Source organism: Pseudogracilibacillus sp. ICA-222130 (assembly GCF_037892545.1).
In the GTDB taxonomy this organism is placed as follows: Bacteria; Bacillota; Bacilli; order Bacillales; family Amphibacillaceae; genus Pseudogracilibacillus.
In genome coordinates, this window is sequence record NZ_JBBKBG010000001.1 from 63,994 (window position 1) to 89,495 (window position 25,502).

Here is a 25,502-nt window from a genome sequence, read left to right on the forward strand (position 1 = left end):
ATGAAGAAAAGAAGTAGAATTATAGCGTTTCTCATTATCGTCGTAGCTTTTATGTCGATTATTGGAACGACTGTAACAGATATTAGTAAAAAAATTAATTTAGGATTAGATTTACAAGGTGGATTTGAAATTCTCTATGAAGTGGAACCAATTGATGAAAGTCAAGAGGTAAATCAATCCTTACTCGAAGGAACAGTCCAAACATTAAATGACCGTGTAAACCGATTAGGGATTAGTGAAACGGTCATAGATATTGAAGGAGATGACCGAATTCGTGTGCAATTAGCTGGTGTAGATAACCAAGAGGAAGCACGTGAAATGTTATCTACTTCAGCAAGATTATCCTTTAGAGATATTTATGATGAAGAACATTTAAATGGTTCGGATATTAAAGAAGGTAGTGCAAAACAGGATTTTCACCAAGATACAAATCAACCAATTGTTACTTTACAATTAAAAGATGCAGAGAAATTTGCTGATGTAACGACAAAGATTAAAAATATGGGGGAAGGACAAAACTTACTCGTCATCTGGATGGACTTCCAAGAGGGAGAAGATGCATTTTTAGATGAGGTAGGAAAAGCTAACCCAAAATATATTTCGGCACCTGCTGTATCTAGTACATTGAATACTACTAGTGTACAAATTGAAGGAGACTTTACAGTAGAAGAAGCGCAAAGACTTGCCGATATTATAAACTCTGGCTCATTACCAGTGCAAATGACAGAATTATACTCCACATCTGTCGGGGCACAATTTGGAGAGCAAGCATTAAATGAAACGGTATTTGCAGGAATTATTGGTGTAGCAATTATTTTCTTATACATGATTGTTACTTATCGTTTTCCAGGATTTATTGCTGGAATCAATATTACCATCTATGTCTACTTAATTTTATTAGTGTTTCAATTAATGAATGGGGTATTAACATTACCAGGTATTGCAGCATTAATTCTCGGTGTTGGGATGGCTGTAGATGCAAACGTCTTAACATTTGAACGGATTAAAGAAGAATTACGTGCAGGTAAATCTGTCGTAGCTTCTTTTAAAGCTGGAGGAAAAAACTCGCTCGTTACGATTTTAGATGCGAATATTACGACGTTATTAGCTGCAGCAGTTCTATTTATTTTTGGTACGAGTTCTGTTAAAGGATTCGCAACGATGTTAATTGTTAGTATTTTAATTAGTTTCTTAACAGCGGTATTTGGTACTAGATTATTATTAAGTCTATGGATTCAAAGTGGTTTCTTAACGAAACGTAAAGGCTGGTTCGGTGTTAAGAAAGATCAAATTCAAGATATTAGTAAAAACAAAGAAGTAGAGCCAACGATCTTTCATCGTCGTGTCGATATTGTGAAACATCGTAAAAAGATTTTCACTTTGACGATTTCACTATTAATAATTGGGATTGCATCTTTATCGTTCTTACAATTAAATCCGGGCATTGATTTTACAAGTGGATCACGTGTGGAAATTTTATCAGATGAAACCATTTCGACAACATCCATAGAAGATGCGATGGAAGAATTAGATTTAGAAGCAAAATCTATTGTTACATCTGGAGAAAATGGTGAAATAGCCGTTGTACGATATGATTCTGTATTAAATAAAGAAAAGATAAATGAAGTGAAAAATTATTTCATGGACAAGTATGGACACGAGCCAAGTGTAAGTGTTGTTTCTCCAATTGTCGGACAAGAATTAGTGAAAAATGCCATTAAAGCATTAGCAATTGCGGCACTTGGAATGATTATTTATGTGACAATGCGTTTTGAGTTTTATTTCTCGATTACAGCAATTGTTGCTCTGTTACATGATGTCTTTTTCATGCTCGTTATATTTAGTATTTTCCAAATTGAATTTGACGTTACAATCGTCGCTGCAATTTTAACCATTGTTGGATATTCGATTAATAATACGATTGTCGTATTCGATCGAATTCGGGAAAATATTCGTGCGAAAAATAAATTAATTAAATCAAAAGATGAATTGGCAAAAATTATTAATGATAGTTTAATTCAAACATTTATGCGTAGTATTAATACGACAATGACAACATTAATTGCCGTATTATCTTTCTTAATTTTAGGTGCTGAATCGATTTCAGGATTTGCGATTGCATTAGTTGTTGGGTTAATAGCTGGATCTTACTCATCTTTATTCTTAGCTTCCCAATTATGGTTATGGTTACGAGGCAGAAATTTAAAAGAAAAACCAATCGATTTCAGAAAGAAAAAGCGTATAGAAGGTCCACAAGTATAATAAGGCAGAGGTGATGGATTCATGAAAGGTCAAACATATGTTATTTTAGCAATTGTCTTTACAATTATTATCTCCGTATTTGCTGTTTTAAATATTGATGAAGTAGAGGTAAACTATTTATTTTGGAGTGGTTCATCCCCGTTAATTTTTGTTATTTTATTTTCTGTTTTACTTGGTGGATTACTAATGATGATGGTTGCAAGTAAAAAACATTTTCAACTAAAAAAACAGATCAAAAAATTAGAAGCGCAACTACAAATGAGAAATGAACAGGAAATTATTGATGTTACGACAGATGTGGAAGAAGAAACATCTATCCGTTCATCACAAGATGAAGACTTAAAGTAATTGTCTTTACTCTGAAAAGCAAGGAGGAAATGTATGTTAAAGAGTAAGGCGAATTGGATCGTCGAAACAGTAGATGAGGATGTTGATGTGTCGATTATAGATCAATTATTACAACGTCGTGGCATTACAACAGAATCAGAGAGACAACAATTTTTATATCCGAGCTTGGATCAGATTTCTGATCCAAGCCAATTCAATGATATGGATGAAGCGAAAGAACGTGTGTTTTCGGCGATTGAAAATGGGGAGAAGATTTTCGTTTACGGAGATTATGATGCAGATGGCGTTACATCAACAACTGTATTAATGAAGGCGTTACAAACGTTAGATGCAAAATGTGATTACTATATTCCTAATCGATTTCTAGAAGGATATGGATTAAACAAAGTCGCGATTGACTATATGGCAAATGAAGGTGCTTCTTTAATCATTACCGTTGACAATGGAATTGCAAATGTAGAAGAAGCTGCTTATATTAAAAGTCTTGGCATGGATGTCATCATTACTGATCACCATGAAGTACAAGATGAAGTTCCTGATGCATTAGCCATTATTCACCCGAAATTATCACCAGCATATCCATGCAAATATTTAGCAGGTGTTGGGGTTGCATTTCAATTTGCTTACCATCTATTAGATTATATGCCGACAGAATGGCTTGATTTAGTTGCAATTGGTACGGTTGCTGACCTCGTTCCATTAGTCGATGAAAACCGTGTACTTGTTACATACGGCTTAAAACAATTAGCAAAAACTGACAATATCGGGCTTCAAACATTAAAGAAAATCGCCAATGTAGGAGAAGAAATTTCTGAAAAAGACATAGGATTTATATTGGCGCCACGTATAAATGCGGTGGGACGTTTGGATAATGCAACATTAGCTGTTCAACTTTTATTAACGGAAGATGAAGAAGAAGCGCAATTTTTAGCAGAAGAAATAGAAGAACTAAATAAAGAAAGACAGCAAATTGTAGAAAAAATTGTGCAGCAAGCGGAAGGGAAAGTAAATAACAATGATGGTGTTATTATATTGTATGACGAACAATGGCATGAAGGAGTATTAGGGATTGCTGCTTCTAGGCTCGTACAAAAATTTGATCGTCCAGTTATTATGTTGACATATAAACAAGATACCAATGAATTAAAAGGATCTGCACGAAGTATTGGTGCATTTGATTTATTTGAAAATTGTATGGAAATCAAACATTTATTTTCTGCCTTTGGGGGACATGCACAAGCAGCTGGTATGACGTTCCCGATGGAAAATCTTGATGAAATTAAACAATTTTTACATGAACGTATTTATTCATTGTTAGATAAAGAAGATTTTAAGCGACAAATTCATATTGATGCATCTGTTTCCATCGATGCACTAACGGAAAATTTAGTGCAACAAATTAATGCATTAGCTCCTTTTGGAATGAAAAATGAAGAACCAATTTTACATGTACGAGGAATCCCTTCTCAAGTGCGGCAAATTGGGCAAGATAATAAACATTTAAAATTGCAATTCAAAAAAGATGCCGGTGTATTAGATGTGATTGCCTTTTCGAAAGGAGAACTTTTTCATTTTATATCAGAGAAAACACCGATCGATATCGTAGGGAAATTACAAATAAATGAATGGAACGGAATAAAAACAGTACAAATATTTATGGAAGATATGGCAATTCATGAATGGCAATTGTTTGATTATCGTGGGAAACGATCGGAAAGAAATATCGTTCCTTTTTTTAATCATTATGATGCTAATTTAGTTGTCGTATATGAAAATGAAACGATGCAACAGTTTGCACATTATTCCAATGTCCAAACCATTACGTATGAAGTAACACCTTCTACGTTAGAAAAAGTAGATTGTTTATATATTTATGATTTACCGCATGACTTAACCGTGTTACAAGAGATTGTAAAACATACCCAACCAAATGCGATTCATTTGTGCTTTGAAGCGACAGAGGATGCATTTTTACAATCCATTCCAGCGCGTGACGAATTTAAACAGATGTATCGTTTCTTATTTCAACAAGAACCTGTACATTTAAAATCCGATTTACCAAAAATTATTTACCAACAAAAATGGTCGAAAGAAAAAGCGATATTTATGTTAAAAGTATTTTTTGACTTAAAATTTATTCGTGTTGAAAATGATTTGGTGTATATGAATCCAGACGTGGAAAAAACACCATTAGACAAATCACGAACTTATCAATTTCAATTACAACAAAGTGAAATTGAACGTACGCTATATTATTCAAATTATAATGAATTAAAATCATGGTTTTTGCCATTGATGCATGAAGAAGAGGAAAACAGAGAGGAAGTAACATTATGAACTTAAAAGAACATGTTGCAATTGTACAAGATTGGCCGATTGAAGGGGTAGAATTTAAAGATATTACACCACTTATGGCAAACGGGGAAGCTTATGCCTACGCTGTAGAGGAGATTGCAAAATATGCTGAGCAAAAAGAAATTGATTTAATTGTAGGACCAGAAGCGAGAGGCTTTATTATTGGTTGTCCTGTCGCATATAAATTGGGGATAGGATTTGTTCCAGTACGTAAAGAAGGGAAACTACCACGTGAAGTGATTAAAGTTGATTATGGTTTAGAATATGGAGAAAATGTGTTAACAATGCATAAAGATGCAATTAAACCTGGACAACGTATATTAATTACAGATGACTTATTAGCAACTGGTGGTACAATAGAAGCAACGATAAAATTAATTGAACAACTTGGTGGTGTCGTAGTAGGTTGTGCATTTTTAATTGAATTAGCCTATTTAGATGGTATGAGCAAGTTAGAAAATTACGATGTTTTAACATTAATGAGATACGAATAAACCGATCACAAACAACTATATGTAGTAAGTAAAAGTTACAAATCTTTTGATTAGGTTCACAACATCATAAATATCATTTGAAACACGAAGGTGCTTGTAGTACATGTCTGTATGGTTACTTTCACTAAGCTATTCGTGTTTCCATAACTTTTACATTTACAATTGATTCGAAATATATGTCGATCGGCCCATAACTTAGATGAAATTTAGGTGATACCCATGTCAAAAGATAAAATAGTAACGATTGACGATATTATTCAAAAAGCAGAGCAATATTTATCAGACGATGATGTTTTATTTATTTACCGTGCTTATGAATTCGCCAAGGATGCACATGAAGGTCAATATCGGAAATCAGGCGAACCGTATATTATTCATCCTGTGCAAGTTGCAGGTATTTTAGTTGATTTAGATATGGATCCTGAAACAGTTGCAGGTGGATTTTTACATGATGTGGTAGAAGACACGGATGTAACAAAAGAAGAAATCGCAGAAGCATTTAATGATGAAGTTGCAATGCTTGTGGATGGCGTTACGAAACTAGGAAAAATTAAATATAAATCAAAAGAAGCACAACAAGCCGAAAACCATCGAAAAATGTTCGTTGCCATGGCGAAAGATATTCGTGTCATTTTAATTAAATTGGCAGACCGGTTACATAATATGCGTACGTTAAAACATTTACCGAACGAAAAACAACGACGCATTTCAAATGAAACATTGGAAATTTTCGCTCCATTGGCACATCGACTTGGAATGTCAACGATTAAATGGGAATTAGAAGATACTGCGTTAAGGTATTTAAATCCACAAGAATATTATCGTATTGTGCAATTAATGCGACAAAAACGAGATCAGCGTGAATCATATATCGATGAAATTATTGATGAAATTGCAAATGAATTAGCAAACGTTCGTATTGAAGCAGAAATTTCTGGACGACCGAAACACATTTATAGTATTTATCGAAAAATGCAAGCGCAAGGTGTCGCTTTCAATGAAATTTATGACTTATTAGCTGTCCGTATTATTGTGGACAGTATTAAAGATTGTTATGCAGTTTTAGGAATTATTCATACGTACTGGAAACCGATGCCTGGTCGTTTTAAAGATTATATAGCAATGCCGAAACCGAATCTATATCAGTCCCTTCATACGACAGTAATTGGTCCAGAGGGAGAACCATTAGAAGTGCAAATTCGAACGAAAGAAATGCATGAAATTGCAGAATATGGTATTGCTGCACATTGGGCATATAAAGAAGGAAAACAACTTCATCAAAACAAATCAAGTTTTGCTGAAAAATTAACATGGTTTAGAGAGATTTTAGATTGGCAACAAGATACACATGATGCAGAGGAATTTGTTGAGTCATTAAAAGTAGATTTATTCTCTGATATGGTTTATGTATTTACCCCAAAAGGCGATGTCATTGAATTGCCGTCTGGGTCTATTCCTTTAGACTTTGCTTATCGCATTCATACCGAAATTGGAAATAAAACAGTTGGAGCACGAGTGAATGGGAAAATGGAGCCATTAGATTATAAATTAAAAAATGGGGACATTGTCGAAATTATTACATCTAGACATTCCTATGGTCCGTCACAAGATTGGTTGAAACTGACTCAATCTTCACAAGCAAAAAGTAAAATTAAACAATATTTCAAAAAACAGAGTAAAGAAGAAAATATTGAAAAAGGAAAAGAAGAAGTAGAAAAAGGAATTAAAGAACTTGGATTTACAACAAAAGAAGTGTTAACAGAAGAAAATATTAAACGTGTTTGTGAAAAGTTTAATTTCCAAAATGAAGATGATTTATATGCTGCGGTTGGGTATCAAGGAATTACCAGTTCTTTAATTGTGACACGTTTAACAGATAAATTACGTAAAGAAAAAGAGTTAGAAGAACAACAGTTAGAATCTTCCACAGAAGAAGTAAATAAAGTAATTCAAGAGAAAGCGGCGCCAATTGGTAAATCAGATTCGGGCGTCATCGTCGAGGGAATCGACAACATATTAGTTCGTTTATCTAGATGTTGTAATCCTGTGCCAAATGATGATATTGTCGGCTATATTACGAAAGGTCGCGGTGTATCTGTTCACCGCACAGATTGTCCGAATATACAATCCGACGAAGCAAAAGACCGAATGCTAGAAGTACGTTGGCGCAATACAAATACGTTTTCAAAAGATTATTATTTAGATCTTGAAATTTCTGGTTATGATCGTCACGGGTTATTAAATGAAATTTTACAAGTTGTAAATGAGACGAACACACAAATTTCTTCCGTAAGTGGACGGGCAGATAAAAATAAAATAGCACATATTCATATGACTGTTTTAATTAAAAATACAGATCACTTACATTATGTTGTCGATAAAATTAAACAAGTAAAAGATATTTATGCAGTAACACGTACAGTTCATTAAAAAAAGGAGTTATGTCAGTTGAGAGCAGTTGTACAACGAAGTAAAGATGCAAAAGTAGAAGTAGATCATGAAATCGTTGGACAGATTGATCACGGTTTTGTCATCTTACTTGGTGTAGGGGAAAATGACACGGAGAAAGATGTCCAAGCAATTGTACAAAAAATTATTCATTTACGTATTTTTGAAGATGAAGAAGGTAAAATGAATCGCTCTTTGATAGATGTAGAAGGTAGTGTGTTATCTATATCTCAATTCACATTATATGCCAATATTCGTAAAGGTCGTCGCCCGAGTTTTACAAAATCAATGCATCCAAATGAAGCGAATCGATTGTACGAATTATTTAATGATGCATTACGAAGCGAAGGCATACATGTTGAAACAGGGAAGTTTGGTGCAATGATGGGAGTAACCTTAACAAATGATGGACCAGTTACGATCATGGTAGAAACAAAAGAAGGGCTTATAGTGGACCCTAGTTAATTCTTGACAAAATGAATAAATAAACTTATGATAAAAACGATAAAATGAATAATGAAATCCGATGAAGGAACGAAGTAGTTAGTGTCATCATGAACAGAGAGAAAATAGCAAGGTTGAAACTATTTTCACATGGAATGCCTAATGAAAGACAGTCCTAGAGGATTCTTTAATGAACGTATAACAGGCGTTAACTGTGAAAGTGAATGTAGGACATACATTAATTTAGGGTGGCAACGCGGGTATATCTCGTCCCTTTATTCCGTATTTATAATGGAATAAAGGGACGAGATTTTATTTTTATAAGGAGGTTTTTATCTATGGCATTGAGTGCTCCGAGAGGAACAGTAGACTTATTACCAGAGCAAACAGCAAGATGGCAATATGTAGAAAAAGTATTACGTGATATTAGTGCAAAATTTAATTATGAAGAAATTCGTACTCCACTATTTGAGCATACGGAAGTGTTTCAACGTGGGGTAGGAGATACAACAGATATTGTTCAAAAAGAGATGTATACATTTGATGACCGTGGCGGTCGAAGTATCACCTTGCGTCCAGAAGGAACTGCACCGGTTGTTCGTGCGTATGTACAAAATAAAATGTACGGCTCTCCCATTCAACCGACTAAATTGTATTATTTTGCGCAAATGTTTCGATATGAAAGACCACAAGCAGGAAGAATGCGTCAACTGAACCAGTTCGGTGTGGAAGTATTAGGTAGTGCCGATCCGAGTGTTGACGCGGAAGTCATCGCGCTTGCTATGACGGCATATAAAAAATTCGGATTAAAAAACATTAAACTCGTGATTAATAGTTTAGGGGATACAGATAGTCGTATTGCACACCGCAATGCGTTAATAGAACATTTTAAACCACATATGGGAGAATTATGTGACGATTGTAACAGTCGCTTGGAAAAAAATCCATTACGTATTTTGGATTGTAAAAAAGATATGGATCACCCAGCAATGGCAACGGCTCCTTCTGTATTAGAGTATTTAAATGAAGATTCTACCGCTTATTTTGAAAAAGTAAAACTTTATTTAGACGCGATGAACATTCCTTATATTGTTGATCCAACCCTTGTTCGTGGTTTAGATTATTACAACCATACGGCATTTGAAATAATGAGTGATGCAGAAGGATTTGGAGCAATTACGACGCTACTTGGTGGTGGTCGTTACAACGGTTTAGCAGAAGAATTAGGAGGGCCAAGCACCCCAGGTATCGGCTTTGGAATGGGGCTCGAACGGTTACAGCTTGCATTAGAAGCAGAAAATATTACATTACCTATTAATGAGAACATTGATTTATTCTTAGTAACGATGGGCGATGTGGATGTGGAAGCAGTTCGTATTATTCAACATTTACGTGAGGCTGGCTTTCAAATTGATAAAGATTACCAACAACGTAAAATGAAAGGGCAATTTAAGCATGCCGACCGCTTAGGGGCAAAATATGTTCTCGTATTAGGTGAAGAAGAATTAGAACGAAATGTCATTCAATTACGTTCAATGGATACAGGTGAACAAGAAGAAGTGGTTATCGATCAATTAGAACAAAAATTGCAAACTATATTTGGAGGAGAAAAGTAATGACTGAAAGACAAAAAGCAGGCTTATTAACAGAACAACATGTAGGGGAAAATATTGTTTTAAAAGGTTGGGTACATCGTCGTCGTGATTTAGGAGAGTTAATTTTCATTGATTTACGAGACGCTTCTGGAATTGTGCAAATCGTATTTAATCCAAACTATTCAAAAGAGGCTTTAGCTATTGCAGAAACATTACGTAGTGAATATGTAATTGAAGTGGAAGGTAAAGTTATTAAACGTGACGAAGATACAGTGAACCCAAATATCGCAACGGGAACGATAGAAGTAACGGTTGCAAATATTAATGTTTTAAATAAATCCAAGAATTTACCATTCTTAATTCATGAAGCTCAAGATGTATCAGAAGACTTACGTCTAAAACATCGCTATATTGACTTACGTCGAGAAGATATGCAGCGTACCTTCCGTATTCGTCATAAAACAACACAAGCGATCCGTAACTATTTAAATGAACAAGATTTTCTAGAAATGGAAACTCCTATTTTAACGAAAAGTACGCCAGAGGGTGCACGTGATTATTTAGTACCTTCACGTGTACATCCGGGTGAATTTTATGCATTGCCACAGTCACCACAATTGTTTAAACAATTAATTATGATGAGTGGCTTTGAACGTTATTACCAAATTGCTCGTTGTTTCCGTGATGAAGACTTACGTGCAGATAGACAACCTGAATTCACACAAGTTGACATTGAAACAGCTTTTTTAACGAGCGATGAAATTATGACGATGACAGAAGAAATGATGAAAAAGGTAATGAAAGATGTATTGAACATAGATATTGAAACACCTTTCTTACGTATGCCACATGAAGAAGCAATGCGTCGTTTCGGTTCAGATAAACCAGATACACGTTTTGATATGGAATTAATTGATGTAACTGAAGTTGTAAAAGATAGTAGCTTCAAAGTATTCAGTGGACCAGCTAATAGTGGTGGAATTGTAAATGTATTAAACGTGAAAGGCCATGCAGATAAATTTACTCGTAAAGATATCGATGGTGCATTAACGGATTATGTTAAAACATACGGTGCCAAAGGATTAGCATGGATTAAAGTTGCAGATGGCGACTTTACTGGACCAATTGCTAAGTTCTTTTCAGAAGAAGAAAAAGCAAATATTTATGAACTTGCAAATGTTGCAGATGGCGATTTATTATTATTTGGAGCAGATACGAAAACGGTCGTACAAGATGCATTAGGTCATTTACGATTAAAATTAGCGAAACAGCTAGATTTAATCGATGAGTCGAAATTTAATTTCTTATGGGTAGTAGATTGGCCATTATTTGAATATGACCAAGAGGCAAAAAGATTTACAGCGGCTCACCATCCATTCACATCTCCTGTAAAAGAAGATGTTGAAAAATTAACATCCAATCCTGAAGAGGCTCGTGCAAATGCGTATGACATTGTTTTAAATGGATATGAATTAGGAGGAGGTTCCATTCGTATTCACGAAAAAACGGTACAAGATAAAATGTTTGAAGCATTAGGATTCACAGAAGAAAGCGCACAAGAACAATTTGGCTTTTTATTAGATGCCTTACAGTTTGGTGCTCCACCACACGGAGGGATTGCATTAGGTTTAGACCGTCTCGTCATGTTGTTATCAAACACAACAAACATTCGCGATGTAATCTTATTCCCGAAAACTGCATCTGCATCTGACTTACTTACAGAAGCACCAAGTCCGGTTAGTGAAGATCAACTAGAAGAATTATCTATCCAGTCTTTAGTCGAAGACGACGAAGCATAAAATAATGAAACAGCAAGTGGTGTCTATTTATTATGACCAGCTTGCTGTTTTCTTGTGAACGAATATGTTATAACGCACTCAAAGTAAGCTACTAACAGTATGTTACAGCTATCTAGCAAAAATCTGATAATCAAAGTTGCATAAAGCGCTTACATATGTTATTCTTTAATTAAGATCAATCATTATTCCTAAGATGTACGTGGAATAGACCATTTTGACCGAACACCTATACATTGGGAGTTATGTATTTTAATACAGCTTGTCATCCTTACTTAGACGTTCGTGAATGATGTTGTATTAAATCAGACACCCACCTGCCATTATGCGGGATCAAAATGTAAATATGAAACGGCATAGTTGGGTTTAATGATGTACTATGAGAATAACCTTCTCCAAATTAATGGAGAAGGTTATTTTTAATTAGTCTGATCGGAAATTTGTTGTAAATTGCCGTTTTTATCCATTTTAAACGTAGGGGATTGCATATTTACATCATCTTCGAGAACGGTTAGTTTTCTAGCACGGTCCATAATTTGAATAAATGTTTGATAATCTTCCTCTACAATTTTTAATTTTTTATTCGTTTTCTCTAACATTTGTTCGGTCGATACTAACGTTTCTTTCAAACGTGTATTTTCCTCTTCCAATGATGCTAGTTTTGTTTGCAAACTATTTGTATCTATTTGTCTACTTGTATATTGTTGTAAAAACTGAATGACTTCATGCATCGTAAGTTGATTTTCCTCAAGGTGTAATGGCTGTATCGGCGTATGAATGGATGCATCTTGTATAATTTCTTCCTGTAGCACCGGTCTCTTTTTTAATTGAACCGCCATTTGTCGTTTCTTTTCTTTTCGTTGTCTTTTTGCTAGTTCTATTGCATCCACATATTTTGATCGAACTTCTGCATTCCACCGAAATCCACACGCAGCAGACGTGCGATTTAAAATATCCCCAACCTCATCAAATGCATTTAATTGCGTACTTCCGTCACGAATATGACGTAAGACGGTTTCGGCTAATAGTAAATCATCTTCATGTGACCAAGCATCTTGTCTTACTTTTGTCATTTTTCCCACCTCATCTATCTATAATTCTTGTTCGTTAGTATGACCAATTAGATGGGAAAATATACACTTATATATCTTTTTGTTTTTTTGTTATATTTGTATAAATTTGTTTTAATGCGGATTCAAATTTACTAGAATCTTTTGGTTCGTAATACAATTTATGTTTAATATTATCTGGCAAATATTGTTGTAAAATCCAACTGCCATCATAATTATGTGGATATTTATAATCGATTCCTCGTCCAAGTTTTTCTGCTCCTGCATAATGACTATCTTTTAAATGAATTGGGACATCGCCTGTATTCATCGTACGAATATCGTGTAAGGCAGCATCTAACGCTTTATAAGCTGTATTGGATTTAGGAGACAAAGCTAGCTCTACAACGGCAACACTTAATGGAATACGTGCTTCTGGAAAACCAACACGTTCCGCTGCTTCGACAGCTGCAATCGCTCTTGGTCCTGCTTGGGGATTTGCTAGTCCAATATCTTCGTATGCAATGACAATCATTCTTCTAGCAATACTATCAAGGTCTCCTGCTTCGACTAATCTACCTAAATAATGGAGCGCTGCATTCACATCACTACCGCGAATAGATTTTTGAAATGCAGACAATACATCATAATGTGCATCTCCACTTTTATCATGGGAAAAACTTTTCTTTTGCATACATTGTTCCGCATCTTCCAAAGTAATATGAATAGTACCAGTGGCATCTTTTGGTGTAGAACTTACTGCGAGTTCGATTCCGTTTAAAACGGCGCGTAAGTCTCCATTTGTACTATATGCAAAATGGTCTAATGCTGCATGATCCATTTTGACCTTTACATTGCCATATCCACGATCCTTATCCTGTAAAGCACGATCGATAGCAACTTTAATTTGCTCCACTTCTAAAGGTTTTAATTCAAATAAATGGCAACGACTTCGAATTGCGGGATTAATCGCATGATATGGATTACTCGTTGTACACCCAATCATCGTAATTAAATTGCTTTCCAAATGAGGAAGTAAAAAATCTTGCTTCCCTTTATCTAGACGATGAACTTCATCTAATATGAGCATTACTTGTCCCATCATTTTTGCTTCTTCTACGACAATTTCCATATCTTTCTTTTTATTTGTCACTGCATTTAAGGTACGTATAGGGACTTTGGTACTTTTTGCAATGGCATATGCCATCGACGTTTTTCCTGTTCCAGGCGGTCCATATAAAATCATCGATGCCACTTGATTTGCATCCACCATTCGACGGATGATTTTTCCGTCACCAACTAAATGTTCTTGTCCTATTATTTCATCAATATGATTTGGTCTCATACGCACTGCTAACGTTTCTTTCATTATACATCGTCCTTTTTTGAAACATAATTATATTAAGCGTAGTAGTGAATGTGTTAAAATGCAAGAACAAGACTGTTCATGTTATAATTATTTATAATAACGATTTTTTAAAGTAAATTCGGAATGAAAATAAAGAGGTGCTTTACATGAAAATTTCAACGAAAGGCCGTTATGGACTAACGGTAATGATAGAGTTAGCTAGAAAATATGGGGCGGGCCCAATTTCCCTAAAATCAATTGCGGAAGATAAAGGATTATCAGCCCATTATTTAGAGCAGTTAGCTGCGCCGCTTCGCAATGCAGGGCTTGTAAAAAGTGTTCGAGGTGCATATGGAGGGTATGTCTTGGCAAAAGTCCCTCACGAAATTACAGCAGGAGATATTATTCGTGTATTAGAAGGTCCAATCACACCTGTGGAAGGGATTGAAGAGGAAGAAGCCGCACAACAAGCATTGTGGATGCAAATACGTGATGTTGTCAAAGAGGTCCTTGATACAACGACATTAGAAGACTTAATCAAAAGCGATAATCAAGAACAACAAAAGGAATATATGTTTTACATTTAAGGAAGGGAAGATGAGGCCATGATATATCTTGACCACGCCGCAACAACTCCAGTACATGAAGATGTATTGAAAAAAATGTATGAAGTGGAAAAAGAAACATTTGGTAATCCATCAAGTGTTCATGGATTCGGTAGAAAATCACGAAAGTTTTTAGATGACGCACGAAAATTTTTAGCAGATAGTATAAATGCAGAAGAACGGGAAATCATTTTTACTAGTGGTGGGACGGAAGCAAATAATTTAGCGATCATCGGTACAGCAATTGAAAATGAATATAATGGAAGTCATATTATTACTTCTACTCAAGAACATCATGCTATTATGAATATTATGAAATACTTGCAACGGAAAGGATTTCATGTTAGCTATTTACCTGTCGATCAAAATGGACAAGTGGATATACGTGACGTTGAAAAAGTTTTAACAGATCAAACCATTTTAGTATCTGTCATGACAGCGAACAATGAAACCGGTGCAATTCAACCAATAAAACAAATTGGGGAATTATTAAAAGGGCATCAAGCATATTTCCATACAGATGCCGTTCAAGCATATAGCCTTGTAGATATGGATGTAAAAGAAATGGGAATTGATTTATTAACAACGTCTGCGCATAAATTAAATGGACCAAAAGGAATCGGTTTTTTATATAAAAACGACGATATCGTGATTGAACCACAAATTTATGGTGGAGACCAAGAAAGAAAACGACGTGCTGGAACGGAAAATTTAATTGGTGCAGTCGGTTTCCATGAAGCATACAAAATTGCTTCTGCACACCGTCGTGAAAATTACGCACATTACACCCATTTACGTCATCTATTTATTCAAACATTAGAGGAAGAAGAAGTAGAGTTTGCGGTGAATGGGGATATAAATAATAGTATTCCGACGATTGTTAATATTAGCTTTCCTGGTACGAAAATCGATAGCTTATTGACGAATTTGGATTTATCTGGTGTCGCTGCTTCTAGTGGAAGTGCATGTACAGCAGGAACGATTGAACCATCTCATGTGTTAAAAGCAATGTACGGGTTTAAAAGTGACCGGATGGATAATTCACTTCGTTTTAGTTTTGGTACAGCTAATAATGAAGAAAATGTGGTGGAAGCGGCAAAAATTATTGCGAACACAGTCAAAAAATTAAAAGGCTTGTAAAGGGGATTTATATGAAAGAAAAAACAAGAGTAGTACTCGGGATGAGTGGTGGAGTGGACTCGTCCGTTGCTGCACTTTTATTAAAAGAACAAGGGTATGATGTCGTCGGTGTGTTTATGAAAAATTGGGATGACACAGATGAACATGGTGTTTGTACGGCGACAGAAGATTATGAAGATGTTGCAAAAGTTGCAAGTCAATTAAACATACCGTATTATTCTGTCAACTTTGAAAAACAATATTGGGATAAAGTGTTTACGTACTTTTTAGACGAATATAAAAAAGGCCGTACACCAAATCCTGATGTGATGTGTAATAAAGAAATTAAATTTAAAGCCTTTTTAGATTATGCATTATCATTAGGTGCAGATTATGTTGCAACAGGGCACTATGCACAAGTACGTCATGCTGATGGAAAAGTGGAAATGCTTCGTGGCAATGATGAGAATAAAGACCAAACATATTTTTTAAATCAATTGACAAGTGATGTATTAAAAAAGGTAATGTTCCCACTCGGTCATTTACCAAAATCAAAAGTACGTGAAATTGCCCGAGAACACAACTTAGCAACAGCAACGAAAAAGGATAGTACAGGTATTTGTTTCATTGGTGAGAAAAATTTCAAACAATTTTTAAGTGAATATTTACCTGCAAACCCTGGGAAAATGATGACGATGGATTATGTTGAAAAAGGAACCCATGATGGCTTAATGTATTATACAATTGGTCAACGCCATGGGCTTGGTATAGGTGGTTCTGGAGAGCCATGGTTTGTTGTCGGAAAAAACTTAAAAGAAAATATTTTATATGTTGCTCAAGGTGAGGACAGTGAATATTTATATTCCGATCAACTGATTGCAACGGATGTGAACTGGATTAATGAGGTAGACGATACATTTACTTGTACCGCAAAATTCCGCTATCGTCAAAAAGATAGTGATGTTACAGTAAAGGTGCAAGACGATGGATCTGTCTTAGTTAATTTTCATGAACCACAACGTGCCATCACACCCGGACAAGCTGTCGTTTTTTATGATGGAGATGTTTGTTTAGGTGGCGGTACGATCGATGAAATATTTAAAAATGAGGAAAAATTACAATATGTAGGATAAAAAGTAGACTATGTTCTTTGATAAATTGGGCATAGTCTTTATCCGTTTTAATAATAGGGGTTGAATCGATGGCAAAAGAAGAGAAAGCATTACAATACATGCTTGATGGAAATTATGAAGCAGCAGCAAAAATATTTATCGAATTAATGGAAACAGAAAAAGAAGAACCACGTCATTTTATGCATTTCGGGAAACTACTATTTCAAATGAAACAATATGAGGAAGCTGAAAGGTTTTTTCTAAAAGCAATCTCCTTAGATGAATCTAAGCCAGAGCATTTTTATAGTTTAGGAAATTTATATTACGAAACGAAATTATTTGATGATGCGATAAAAATGTTTCAACATACATTAAAATTAGGTTTGGATGAAAGTGATGTACATTTCATGCTTGGAATGAGTTATGTACAAAATAATAATATTACTTTGTCCTTACCATATTTACAACGAAGTGCAGAACTTACAGAAGATGCAGAAAAGTCATTTCAATATGGTTTAAGTTTAGCGAAATTAAATTATTATGATGAAGCAAAAAACCAATTTATAAACGCCATAGAATTAGATGACACACATACTGATGCGATATATAATTTAGCGATCATATATGTACATAAAAATGAACTAGAGCTTGCATTACAACATTTAGAAAAAGTGTTGGAACAAGTACCAGCACATAGTCTAGCTCTACAAGCTAAAAAGGAAATAGAAAAACTATTTTAATAATGATATGAAAATGCTCTTTTTAAGAAAGAATAGTAAAAATGACCGAAACGATTGCGAGGTATAACGATGGAAAATGAACAGATAGAAGAAACGTTATATATAACTGGAGAAATAGTGTTTACGATTTATGAAAATGTCGATCAACATTTCTCTATCGCAAAAATTAAAATAATCGAAACGAATGAAGATTTTGATGAGAAAGAAATTGTCGTCAAAGGTCACTTTATACAATTACAAAAAGGGGTTGTATACCAGTTTTACGGGTCGCTGATCCAACATAAAAAGTTTGGTTTACAGTATGATGTGACCTCTTATCAAACATTTGTCCCCAAAACAGAAAAAGCGGTCATTCAATATTTATCAAGTGATATTTTCCCAGGTGTTGGTAAAAAAACTGCAACACGGATAGTGGAACATTTAGGAGAAAAGGCAATTGATAAAATACTAGACAATGAACAAGTATTACTTAGTATTCCAAACATGCGTAAGAAAACAGCAAACATCATTGCTAAAACAATACAAGAAAATCAAGGCTTTGAAAAAATCGCAGTTCTTCTTACAAAATATGGTGTTTCATTAAAAATGGCTCAACAATTATATAAAATATATAAAGATGAAACAATGGTTATATTACGTGAAAATCCATATCAATTTGTTTTTGAAGTAGAAGGATTTGGATTTTTAACCGCTGATAAAATTGCAGAGGTAAATGGAATGGACCGAGCAGATCCAAAACGAATTCAAGCTAGTTGTTTTCATGTGTTACAAGAAAGTGTATTTGCAGGACATGTTTATTTACCACTAACACTATGTATGGAGCAAATGAAAAAAACATTACGTATCCCTCAAATTTCAGATAATCAAATAAAGGATGAAATAAAACGGATTGCGGAAGAAAAGAAAGTTATCTTATCGCAAAGTAATGTTTATATGCCAAGCTTATATTATGCGGAAGATCATTTTAGTGCACATATAAAGCGAATTATGCAAACGAAGATTGAAAACGAAACGACAGAAGCGGAACTTTTAAAAATAATCGGGCAAATTGAAGAAGAAGAATCGATTTATTATGGGGAACAACAATTTGAAGCGATGCGCGATGCTCTTCATGAAAAAGTAATGATTTTAACAGGTGGACCAGGAACAGGAAAAACAACTGTTATTAAAGGGATTTTAAAAGCTTATGCAGCTGTCCATGATGTTTCATTAGATTACCATGCATATAAAAATAAAAAAGATTTTCCTTTCATTTTAACAGCGCCGACAGGGCGTGCCGCAAAACGGATGCAAGAGTCTACCGGTTTAAAGGCAATGACGATTCACCGTCTTTTAGGATGGGACGGAGATAAAACATTTGAAAAAAATGAATATGAAAAACTTTCTGGTAAATTATTAATTATAGATGAATTTTCAATGGTGGATACGTGGTTAGCAAATCATTTATTTAAAGCAATACCGTCAGATATGCAAGTATTAATCGTCGGTGATGAAGATCAACTTCCTTCCGTAGGACCTGGACAAGTATTGTCCGATTTATTGCATAGTAAACAAATTCCTGCTGTACAATTGAATGAAGTGTATCGTCAAGAAGAAGGATCGAAAATTATTCAGCTGGCACATCGTATTAAAAATGATGCATGTACACCGAATGATATCGTAAAAGAAAAAGACTTTAGTTTTTTACCATGTCAGGAGGACCAAGTGGTCGAGTTAGTAACAACCGTTATTTCTAGAGCGTTACAAAAAGATATTCCTATTCAACATATTCAAGTACTTGCACCAATGTATAAGACGCAAGCAGGAATTAATGCATTAAATAAAGCCATTCAACAATTAGTTAACCCACCAGCTAAGAAAAAACGGGAACGAACCTTTCAAGAAGTTGTTTATCGTGTAGGAGATCGTGTCATTCAGCTCGTCAATCAGCCTGAAGACGGTGTATATAATGGAGATATTGGAGAAATCATTCAAATTTTTTCTGCAAAGGAAAATGAAGATAAAGAAGAGCAAATCATTATAAAATTTGATGAAAGAGAAGTAATTTATACACGCTCTGATTATATTAATTTTACACATGCATATTGTATCTCTATCCATAAATCACAAGGTAGTGAATTTCCCATCGTTATTTTGCCAATCGTTTGGACATATCGAAGAATGTTACGCAAAAATTTATTGTATACAGCGATTACGAGAAGTAAAACGTCGCTTATTTTATGTGGGGAATTGGATGCATTTATGGAAGGGATTTATACGGTTGACACGAATGTTCGTTATACGACGTTACAGCAGTATATAAAAGAGAAACTACAAGGAGAGTTAGACGAGAAAAAAGAAGAGGAACCTTCCATTGCCACCGCTACAAATATTGAATCTGATACAAATACCGATGTAGAAATAGTGGAAACATATGAATTGCCAGAACCTGTGCATGTGGATGATTTTACACCGTATGATTTTATGGAAGAGGAAGAGCAAACACGATTTTAAATTAATTTGTATAAACCTCCCTTATATCACTCATATTATATTAGGGAGGTTTTGTCATGTTTGAACGGTATATTCGACCTGTTAGTTTTATGATCGCTCTATACATATTTTTAATGATCCCGTTCATTCAAACGCTTGTGATGGCTTTGCTTTATCTCTTATTGCCATTTTTAATTGCTTATATTTTTGCATACTTATTGCGGCCCATTCAAAAGAAAATGGAAAAGTTTCCGTGGCATGACGGGATTAATATTGCTATGCTTATTCTTGGTCTTTTTTTAATGTTATTGCTTCTCGGATATTTCTTTTATCGGACGATTTACGCAGAAAGTCTATTTTTGCATCCGAGCCAATTTTATAGAAACTGGCAGGCCCTTGCGATGCCGCTATATGAGACACTTCCTGTTAAGATGCAAGAATCATTATTACATACACTATCTGTACCTTTAGAAAATATAAGTACCTTTAGTGTAACATTGCTTACGTATGCTACGAAAATTACGGAATATATTATTTATTGCACCATCATTCCATTTATTATGTTTTTTATGATGAAAGATGGTGCAAAGTGGAAACAATGGATGTTGGACAAAGGGAGTATAGAAAAACGGAGCAAATTTAATGCGTTATTACAAAAAATGGAACAGACAATTGGTCAATATGTAAAAGGACAATTATATGTAACAGCGATATTAACGGCTATTTTATGGGTGGTATATTATTGGATGGATCTTCCATTTGCATTTGTTTTAGCTCTTATGATGGGAGTATTAAATATCATTCCTTTCATCGGCGCCATTTTTGGTACGGTTGTTGTCATGTTTGCGGCTAGTTTTATTGCTCCAATGTATATTTTCTATGTGGTCATCTTACATGTATTGGTCCAATTAATAGAAAATAGCTTTATCACCCCTTTTATATTAGGAAAAACTGTTCAATTACACCCGATGATTGTTTTAATAGCGATGATTATTGCGGCACATGTAGCAGGATTTATTGGGGTTATTTGGAGTATTCCGATCGTCTTATGTATAAAGGTAATTTTAACCGATCGAAAAAATATAAAGCGGATAGAAAAAACAATAAACTAAATGTAAAACCTTATATCATATGTAGTATATATTCCTATTACGAACCCATTATAAAGATGTTGTTAGGATGGGGAAAATATAAAATGTGATTAAAGGACAAAGGAAGTATAGGCTTTTTGCAAGTAAATTGACATTTACGCGTTTGTTCCTTATACTAACGTTAAAATACGAAAAAATGATGAGAGTAAAAAGTATGTTCAGCATTATATTTATAGAGAGGGGCGAATTTGGTGCAACGTCCTAATATGAGCGAACAGAAAGCTATTACTTGAGTGCGGCTCATACCCGACGTCAACATCACGTTACGATGTAAAAGTGGTGAATTATATAATTCATAATTAGGGTGGTACCGCGAATAGAATCTCGTCCCTGCAATGTTGCAGAGAGGAGTTTTTTTATTTTTTTATATACATAATGGCAACATAATAAAAATGAAACGAATGATGGAGGAAATAGGATGAAAAAATTATCATCGGCTGAAGTAAGACAACTATTTTTAGACTTTTTCGAGCAAAAAGGGCATCAGGTAGAAAAAAGTGTTTCCCTCGTACCAAAAGATGATCCAAGTTTGTTATGGATTAACAGTGGGGTAGCAACATTAAAAAAATATTTTGATGGAACAATCGTCCCTGACAACCCCAAAATCGTCAATGCACAAAAAGCAATTCGTACGAACGATATCGAAAATGTTGGATTCACAGCTAGACACCATACATTTTTTGAAATGTTAGGGAATTTTTCTATAGGTGATTACTTTAAAAAAGAAGCGATTCATTATGCGTGGGAATTTTTAACGAGCAAAGACTGGATTGGTTTTGATCCTGAACGTCTTTCTGTAACGGTACATCCAGAAGATGATGAAGCATATAATATTTGGCTACACGAGATTCAATTACCGGAAGAACGTATTATTCGTTTAGAAGAAAACTTTTGGGATATTGGAGAAGGACCGAGTGGACCAAATACAGAGATTTTTTATGACCGTGGAGAAAGTTGGGGAAATGATCCAACAGATCCTGAGTTATATCCAGGTGGAGAAAATGAACGTTATTTAGAAGTATGGAATTTAGTATTTTCTCAGTTCAATCATAATCCAGATGATACGTATACTCCATTACCGAAGAAAAATATTGATACAGGAATGGGATTAGAACGTTTAGTTTCTTTATTACAAGATGCAGAAACGAATTTTGATACAGATCTATTTTTACCAATAATTAGAAAAACGGAAAAAATAGCAAATGTTCCATATGGAAAAGCAACGGAAACAGATGCAGCATATAAAATTATTGCAGACCATATTCGTACGGTAGCATTTGCGATAGGTGACCATGCACTACCATCGAACGAAGGAAGAGGGTATATTTTACGTCGTCTCATCCGTCGTGCAGTTCGTTACGCAAAGCAAATCGGCATAGAAAAACCATTTATGTATACACTAGTGCCGACAGTGGCAGAAATTATGAAAGATTACTATCCGGAAGTACAAGAACAAGCAGATCATATTATGAACATTATTAAAGTAGAAGAAGAGCGTTTCAATGAAACGTTAAATGATGGATTACAAAGATTAACGGAAATTATCGAAGAACAAAAAGCAACAGGAAAAAATGTTGTGCCCGGCGTAGATGTATTTAAATTATATGATACGTATGGATTCCCGAAAGAATTAACGGAAGAATATGTATTAGAATATGGTTTTACGATCGATGAAGCTGGTTTTGAAGAAGAAATGGAAAAACAACGTGCTCGAGCACGTGAAGCAAGAGAACAGACAAGCTCTATGCAAGTACAAAATGATATTTTAACAAACATTCATGATAAAAGTACATTTATCGGTTATGATACTTTTGAAACAAACACAACGATTTTGAATTTAATTACAGAAGCTGGTTTCGTTACAGAAGCAACAGAAGGAGAAGAAGTGTCGATTATCTTGGAAGAAACACCTTTTTATGCTGAAAGTGGTGGGCAAGTTGCCGATAACGGTATCATTCAAAGTGCAAATGGAAAAGCTATTGTTCAAGATGTACAAAAAACACCTAATGGGCAACATTTACATCAAGTGAAAGTTGTCGAAGGTACATTGCATAAAGAAGAATTGGTGACAGCACAAATTAATCAAGAAATTAGAGATCAAATTGTGAAAAACCATACTGCTACACACCTTTTACACCAAGCATTACGTGATATACTAGGAAGTCATATCCATCAAGCTGGTTCATTAGTCCGTGCAGATCGCTTACGTTTTGATTTTACACATTTTGAAGCGACGGATAAAGCAAGCTTGGAAAAGATTGAACAACTTGTCAATGAAAAAATATGGGAAAATATTCCTGTCGTCATTGAGTCTAAATCAATTGATGAGGCAAAAGCAATGGGAGCGATGGCACTTTTCGGTGAAAAATATGGTGATATCGTTCGTGTCGTTCAACTAGATAATTATAGCGTAGAATTATGTGGTGGATGTCATGTAAATAATAGTGCTGAGATTGGCTTATTTAAAATTGTTTCCGAGAGTGGAATCGGTGCTGGTGTGAGAAGAATTGAAGCAGTGACGAGTAAAGAAGCGTATAAATATTTACAAGATAAATTAAATGTGTTAACAAAATTAAGCACGAAGTTAAAAACAAAAGATGATCAAGTTTTAACACGTGTTGATTCGTTATTAGATGATCTGAAACAATTACAACAAGAAAATGATTCCTTACAACAAAAACTATCGAATGAAACAACAAAAGAGCTAGTAAACAATATTACAACATACGAAGATGTTCAAATTTTAGCAGAACAAGTAAATGTAAAAGATATGAATCAATTACGAAATATGATGGATACATTAAAAGAGCAATTACCGAACAGTGTTATTTTATTAGCGGCAGAAAATAACGGTAAAGTACAGTTAATAGCTGGTGTATCAAAAGACTTAATTGCTCGTGGGCTTCATGCCGGAAAATTAATCGGTGAAGCAGCGAAAAAATGCCAGGGTGGTGGCGGTGGTCGCCCAGATATGGCACAAGCAGGTGGTAAGGATCCTTCAAAAATTAAGGATGCATTAGGAACCGCATTTTCATATGTAGAAAACCATTTAAAATAACATAAAAAGATATTATAATTTCACTATTCGTGGTAAAATGTAGACAAGCAATTGTTAAGCGAGGTGCTGACGATGAGTTCAATTGATAAAACGATGAAATTTAGTTTTCACGATGATCAGTATGATCAAGATATAAAAGAAACTTTGCTCACGATTCATAGTGCATTAAAAGAAAAGGGATATAATCCGATTAACCAAATTGTTGGTTATTTAATTTCAGGTGACCCGGCTTATATTCCGCGCTATAAAGATGCACGTAATCTTATCCGTAAATTAGAGCGGGATGAAATTATCGAAGAATTAGTGAAGTTTTATTTAGCTGATTTGAAGAAGGAACAACAATGAGGATATTATCGTTAGACGTAGGATCTAAAACAATCGGTGTTGCTGTTAGTGATGCCCTAAAAATTACAGCACAAGGATTGACTACGATTTACTGGGATGAAAACGATATGTCATCAGCAGATAAAGCATTACGTGACATTATTGAACAACATGAAGTAAGCGAAATTGTTGTCGGCTTACCAAAACATATGAATGGCTCATTAGGTGAACGGGGAGAAATATCGCAAATATATGCTCGGAGACTTGAGCGTGTATTTAACCTCCCTGTTCATTTATTAGATGAGCGGTTAACAACAGTTGCAGCTGAAAGAGTTTTACTAGAAGGTGATGTTAGTCGCAAGAAACGAAGTGAAATAATCGACAAAATGGCGGCTGTCATCATTTTACAAAATTACTTAGAACAACAACCTTAGGAGGTTAAACAATGAGCTTAGAACCAAATGAAAGAATTACTATTCCAGATGAAAATGGGGAAGAACATTTATTTGAAGTGTTAACACAATTTGATATTGAAGAGAATGGTCAATCGTACATAGCAGTAATTCCTGTGGAACAATCCGACGATGAAGAAGTAGATGTATTTGCATTTCGTTATGAAGATGATGAAAAAGATGAAAATCAATTTAAAATTTTCGCAATTGAAGATGATGCGGAATGGGATTTAGTTGAAGAGACTTTAAATACTGTTTTAGATGATGGAAATAACTTATTGTAAAATAAGTTATTTTATCTGTATTTATACCTATACAGATAAAAGGAGT

General features: G+C 34.6%; 20 protein-coding genes, 1 other RNA gene and 2 other annotated features. Of the genes, 19 read left to right on the forward strand and 2 right to left on the reverse strand.

From position 1 onward, the window contains the following. From secDF to ssrS, 9 genes are all read left to right on the forward strand, one after another. Nucleotides 1-2,262, forward strand: a complete 2,262-nt coding sequence (secDF, locus tag WKT09_RS00320; protein WP_340414128.1) for a protein translocase subunit SecDF — start codon at nt 1-3, stop codon at nt 2,260-2,262. Nucleotides 2,263-2,283: 21 nt separating this feature from the next. After that, the gene (locus WKT09_RS00325; RefSeq protein ID WP_340414129.1) at nt 2,284-2,610 is read left to right on the forward strand and encodes a LapA family protein; all 327 of its coding nucleotides are present in this window, start codon (nt 2,284-2,286) and stop codon (nt 2,608-2,610) included. A 33-nt stretch (nt 2,611-2,643) separates the two neighbouring features. Continuing rightward, complete coding sequence (gene recJ / locus WKT09_RS00330; protein WP_340414130.1) at nt 2,644-4,947, forward strand: single-stranded-DNA-specific exonuclease RecJ; 2,304 nt, start codon at nt 2,644-2,646, stop codon at nt 4,945-4,947. Continuing rightward, on the forward strand, nt 4,944-5,459 hold the full coding sequence (locus tag WKT09_RS00335; protein WP_340414131.1) for an adenine phosphoribosyltransferase: 516 nt from the start codon (nt 4,944-4,946) through the stop codon (nt 5,457-5,459). The genes recJ and WKT09_RS00335 overlap by 4 nt, the downstream gene beginning before the upstream one ends. 219 nt (nt 5,460-5,678) lie before the next feature. Further along, the gene (locus tag WKT09_RS00340; protein WP_340414132.1) at nt 5,679-7,889 is read left to right on the forward strand and encodes a RelA/SpoT family protein; all 2,211 of its coding nucleotides are present in this window, start codon (nt 5,679-5,681) and stop codon (nt 7,887-7,889) included. A gap of 18 nt (nt 7,890-7,907) precedes the next feature. Then, a complete protein-coding gene (gene dtd, locus WKT09_RS00345; RefSeq protein ID WP_340414133.1) occupies nt 7,908-8,372 on the forward strand; it encodes a D-aminoacyl-tRNA deacylase in 465 nt (154 codons plus the stop codon). A 52-nt stretch (nt 8,373-8,424) separates the two neighbouring features. Continuing rightward, nucleotides 8,425-8,629, forward strand: a binding site (T-box leader). 60 nt (nt 8,630-8,689) lie between these two features. Next, the gene (gene hisS, locus WKT09_RS00350; protein ID WP_340414134.1) at nt 8,690-9,967 is read left to right on the forward strand and encodes a histidine--tRNA ligase; all 1,278 of its coding nucleotides are present in this window, start codon (nt 8,690-8,692) and stop codon (nt 9,965-9,967) included. Beyond that, a complete protein-coding gene (gene aspS / locus WKT09_RS00355) occupies nt 9,967-11,745 on the forward strand; it encodes an aspartate--tRNA ligase (protein WP_340414135.1) in 1,779 nt (592 codons plus the stop codon). The genes hisS and aspS overlap by 1 nt, the downstream gene beginning before the upstream one ends. Nucleotides 11,746-11,927: 182 nt before the next feature. Continuing rightward, a non-coding RNA gene (ssrS, locus tag WKT09_RS00360) (6S RNA) lies at nt 11,928-12,113 on the forward strand. A gap of 48 nt (nt 12,114-12,161) precedes the next feature. On the opposite strand, the gene WKT09_RS00365 is transcribed toward ssrS, so the two are convergent. Beyond that, nucleotides 12,162-12,815: an RsfA family transcriptional regulator gene (locus WKT09_RS00365; RefSeq protein WP_340414136.1), complete on the reverse strand. Its 654-nt coding sequence runs from the start codon at nt 12,813-12,815 to the stop codon at nt 12,162-12,164. Between the two features lie 67 nt (nt 12,816-12,882). Next, nucleotides 12,883-14,163 carry a replication-associated recombination protein A gene (locus tag WKT09_RS00370; protein ID WP_340414305.1) on the reverse strand — a complete coding sequence of 427 codons (1,281 nt, stop codon included), beginning with the start codon at nt 14,161-14,163 and terminating at the stop codon, nt 12,883-12,885. Nucleotides 14,164-14,306: 143 nt separating this feature from the next. Between WKT09_RS00370 and cymR the strand changes: the two genes are divergently transcribed. From cymR to WKT09_RS00420, 10 genes are all read left to right on the forward strand, one after another. Then, nucleotides 14,307-14,726, forward strand: a complete 420-nt coding sequence (gene cymR, locus WKT09_RS00375; protein WP_340414137.1) for a cysteine metabolism transcriptional regulator CymR — start codon at nt 14,307-14,309, stop codon at nt 14,724-14,726. Nucleotides 14,727-14,744: 18 nt separating this feature from the next. Continuing rightward, nucleotides 14,745-15,884 carry a cysteine desulfurase family protein gene (locus WKT09_RS00380; protein WP_340414138.1) on the forward strand — a complete coding sequence of 380 codons (1,140 nt, stop codon included), beginning with the start codon at nt 14,745-14,747 and terminating at the stop codon, nt 15,882-15,884. Between the two features lie 11 nt (nt 15,885-15,895). After that, complete coding sequence (mnmA, locus tag WKT09_RS00385) at nt 15,896-16,996, forward strand: tRNA 2-thiouridine(34) synthase MnmA (RefSeq protein ID WP_340414139.1); 1,101 nt, start codon at nt 15,896-15,898, stop codon at nt 16,994-16,996. Nucleotides 16,997-17,064: 68 nt separating this feature from the next. After that, nucleotides 17,065-17,715 (forward strand): tetratricopeptide repeat protein, encoded by a 651-nt coding sequence (locus WKT09_RS00390; protein WP_340414140.1) that lies wholly within the window; start codon nt 17,065-17,067, stop codon nt 17,713-17,715. A 69-nt stretch (nt 17,716-17,784) separates the two neighbouring features. Continuing rightward, complete coding sequence (gene recD2, locus WKT09_RS00395; RefSeq protein WP_340414141.1) at nt 17,785-20,208, forward strand: SF1B family DNA helicase RecD2; 2,424 nt, start codon at nt 17,785-17,787, stop codon at nt 20,206-20,208. A gap of 56 nt (nt 20,209-20,264) precedes the next feature. Beyond that, entirely contained in the window at nt 20,265-21,299 is a 1,035-nt protein-coding gene (locus tag WKT09_RS00400; RefSeq protein WP_340414142.1) for an AI-2E family transporter, read from the forward strand. 169 nt (nt 21,300-21,468) lie between these two features. Beyond that, nucleotides 21,469-21,673: a binding site (T-box leader), on the forward strand. An 83-nt stretch (nt 21,674-21,756) separates the two neighbouring features. Then, nucleotides 21,757-24,396, forward strand: a complete 2,640-nt coding sequence (gene alaS, locus WKT09_RS00405) for an alanine--tRNA ligase (RefSeq protein WP_340414143.1) — start codon at nt 21,757-21,759, stop codon at nt 24,394-24,396. A 72-nt stretch (nt 24,397-24,468) separates the two neighbouring features. Then, a complete protein-coding gene (locus WKT09_RS00410; protein ID WP_336267826.1) occupies nt 24,469-24,741 on the forward strand; it encodes an IreB family regulatory phosphoprotein in 273 nt (90 codons plus the stop codon). Continuing rightward, nucleotides 24,738-25,154 (forward strand): Holliday junction resolvase RuvX, encoded by a 417-nt coding sequence (gene ruvX, locus WKT09_RS00415; RefSeq protein ID WP_340414144.1) that lies wholly within the window; start codon nt 24,738-24,740, stop codon nt 25,152-25,154. Before WKT09_RS00410 ends, ruvX begins: the two co-directional genes overlap by 4 nt. Nucleotides 25,155-25,165: 11 nt before the next feature. Beyond that, nucleotides 25,166-25,456, forward strand: coding sequence for a DUF1292 domain-containing protein (locus tag WKT09_RS00420; RefSeq protein WP_340414145.1), 291 nt, complete (start codon nt 25,166-25,168; stop codon nt 25,454-25,456). Nucleotides 25,457-25,502 lie beyond the last annotated feature (46 nt).

Bases quoted from the DNA above. Each gene is read 5' to 3' on its own strand.
- secDF (WP_340414128.1), top strand. From the start codon at position 1: ATGAAGAAAAGAAGTAGAATTATAGCGTTTCTCATTATCGTCGTAGCT.
- WKT09_RS00325 (WP_340414129.1), top strand. From the start codon at position 2,284: ATGAAAGGTCAAACATATGTTATTTTAGCAATTGTCTTTACAATTATT.
- WKT09_RS00365 (WP_340414136.1), bottom strand. From the start codon at position 12,815: ATGACAAAAGTAAGACAAGATGCTTGGTCACATGAAGATGATTTACTA.
- WKT09_RS00335 (WP_340414131.1), top strand. From the start codon at position 4,944: ATGAACTTAAAAGAACATGTTGCAATTGTACAAGATTGGCCGATTGAA.
- alaS (WP_340414143.1), top strand. From the start codon at position 21,757: ATGAAAAAATTATCATCGGCTGAAGTAAGACAACTATTTTTAGACTTT.
- mnmA (WP_340414139.1), top strand. From the start codon at position 15,896: ATGAAAGAAAAAACAAGAGTAGTACTCGGGATGAGTGGTGGAGTGGAC.
- WKT09_RS00400 (WP_340414142.1), top strand. From the start codon at position 20,265: ATGTTTGAACGGTATATTCGACCTGTTAGTTTTATGATCGCTCTATAC.
- cymR (WP_340414137.1), top strand. From the start codon at position 14,307: ATGAAAATTTCAACGAAAGGCCGTTATGGACTAACGGTAATGATAGAG.
- ruvX (WP_340414144.1), top strand. From the start codon at position 24,738: ATGAGGATATTATCGTTAGACGTAGGATCTAAAACAATCGGTGTTGCT.
- WKT09_RS00420 (WP_340414145.1), top strand. From the start codon at position 25,166: ATGAGCTTAGAACCAAATGAAAGAATTACTATTCCAGATGAAAATGGG.
- hisS (WP_340414134.1), top strand. From the start codon at position 8,690: ATGGCATTGAGTGCTCCGAGAGGAACAGTAGACTTATTACCAGAGCAA.
- aspS (WP_340414135.1), top strand. From the start codon at position 9,967: ATGACTGAAAGACAAAAAGCAGGCTTATTAACAGAACAACATGTAGGG.
- WKT09_RS00410 (WP_336267826.1), top strand. From the start codon at position 24,469: ATGAGTTCAATTGATAAAACGATGAAATTTAGTTTTCACGATGATCAG.
- recJ (WP_340414130.1), top strand. From the start codon at position 2,644: ATGTTAAAGAGTAAGGCGAATTGGATCGTCGAAACAGTAGATGAGGAT.
- WKT09_RS00390 (WP_340414140.1), top strand. From the start codon at position 17,065: ATGGCAAAAGAAGAGAAAGCATTACAATACATGCTTGATGGAAATTAT.
- WKT09_RS00380 (WP_340414138.1), top strand. From the start codon at position 14,745: ATGATATATCTTGACCACGCCGCAACAACTCCAGTACATGAAGATGTA.
- recD2 (WP_340414141.1), top strand. From the start codon at position 17,785: ATGGAAAATGAACAGATAGAAGAAACGTTATATATAACTGGAGAAATA.
- WKT09_RS00340 (WP_340414132.1), top strand. From the start codon at position 5,679: ATGTCAAAAGATAAAATAGTAACGATTGACGATATTATTCAAAAAGCA.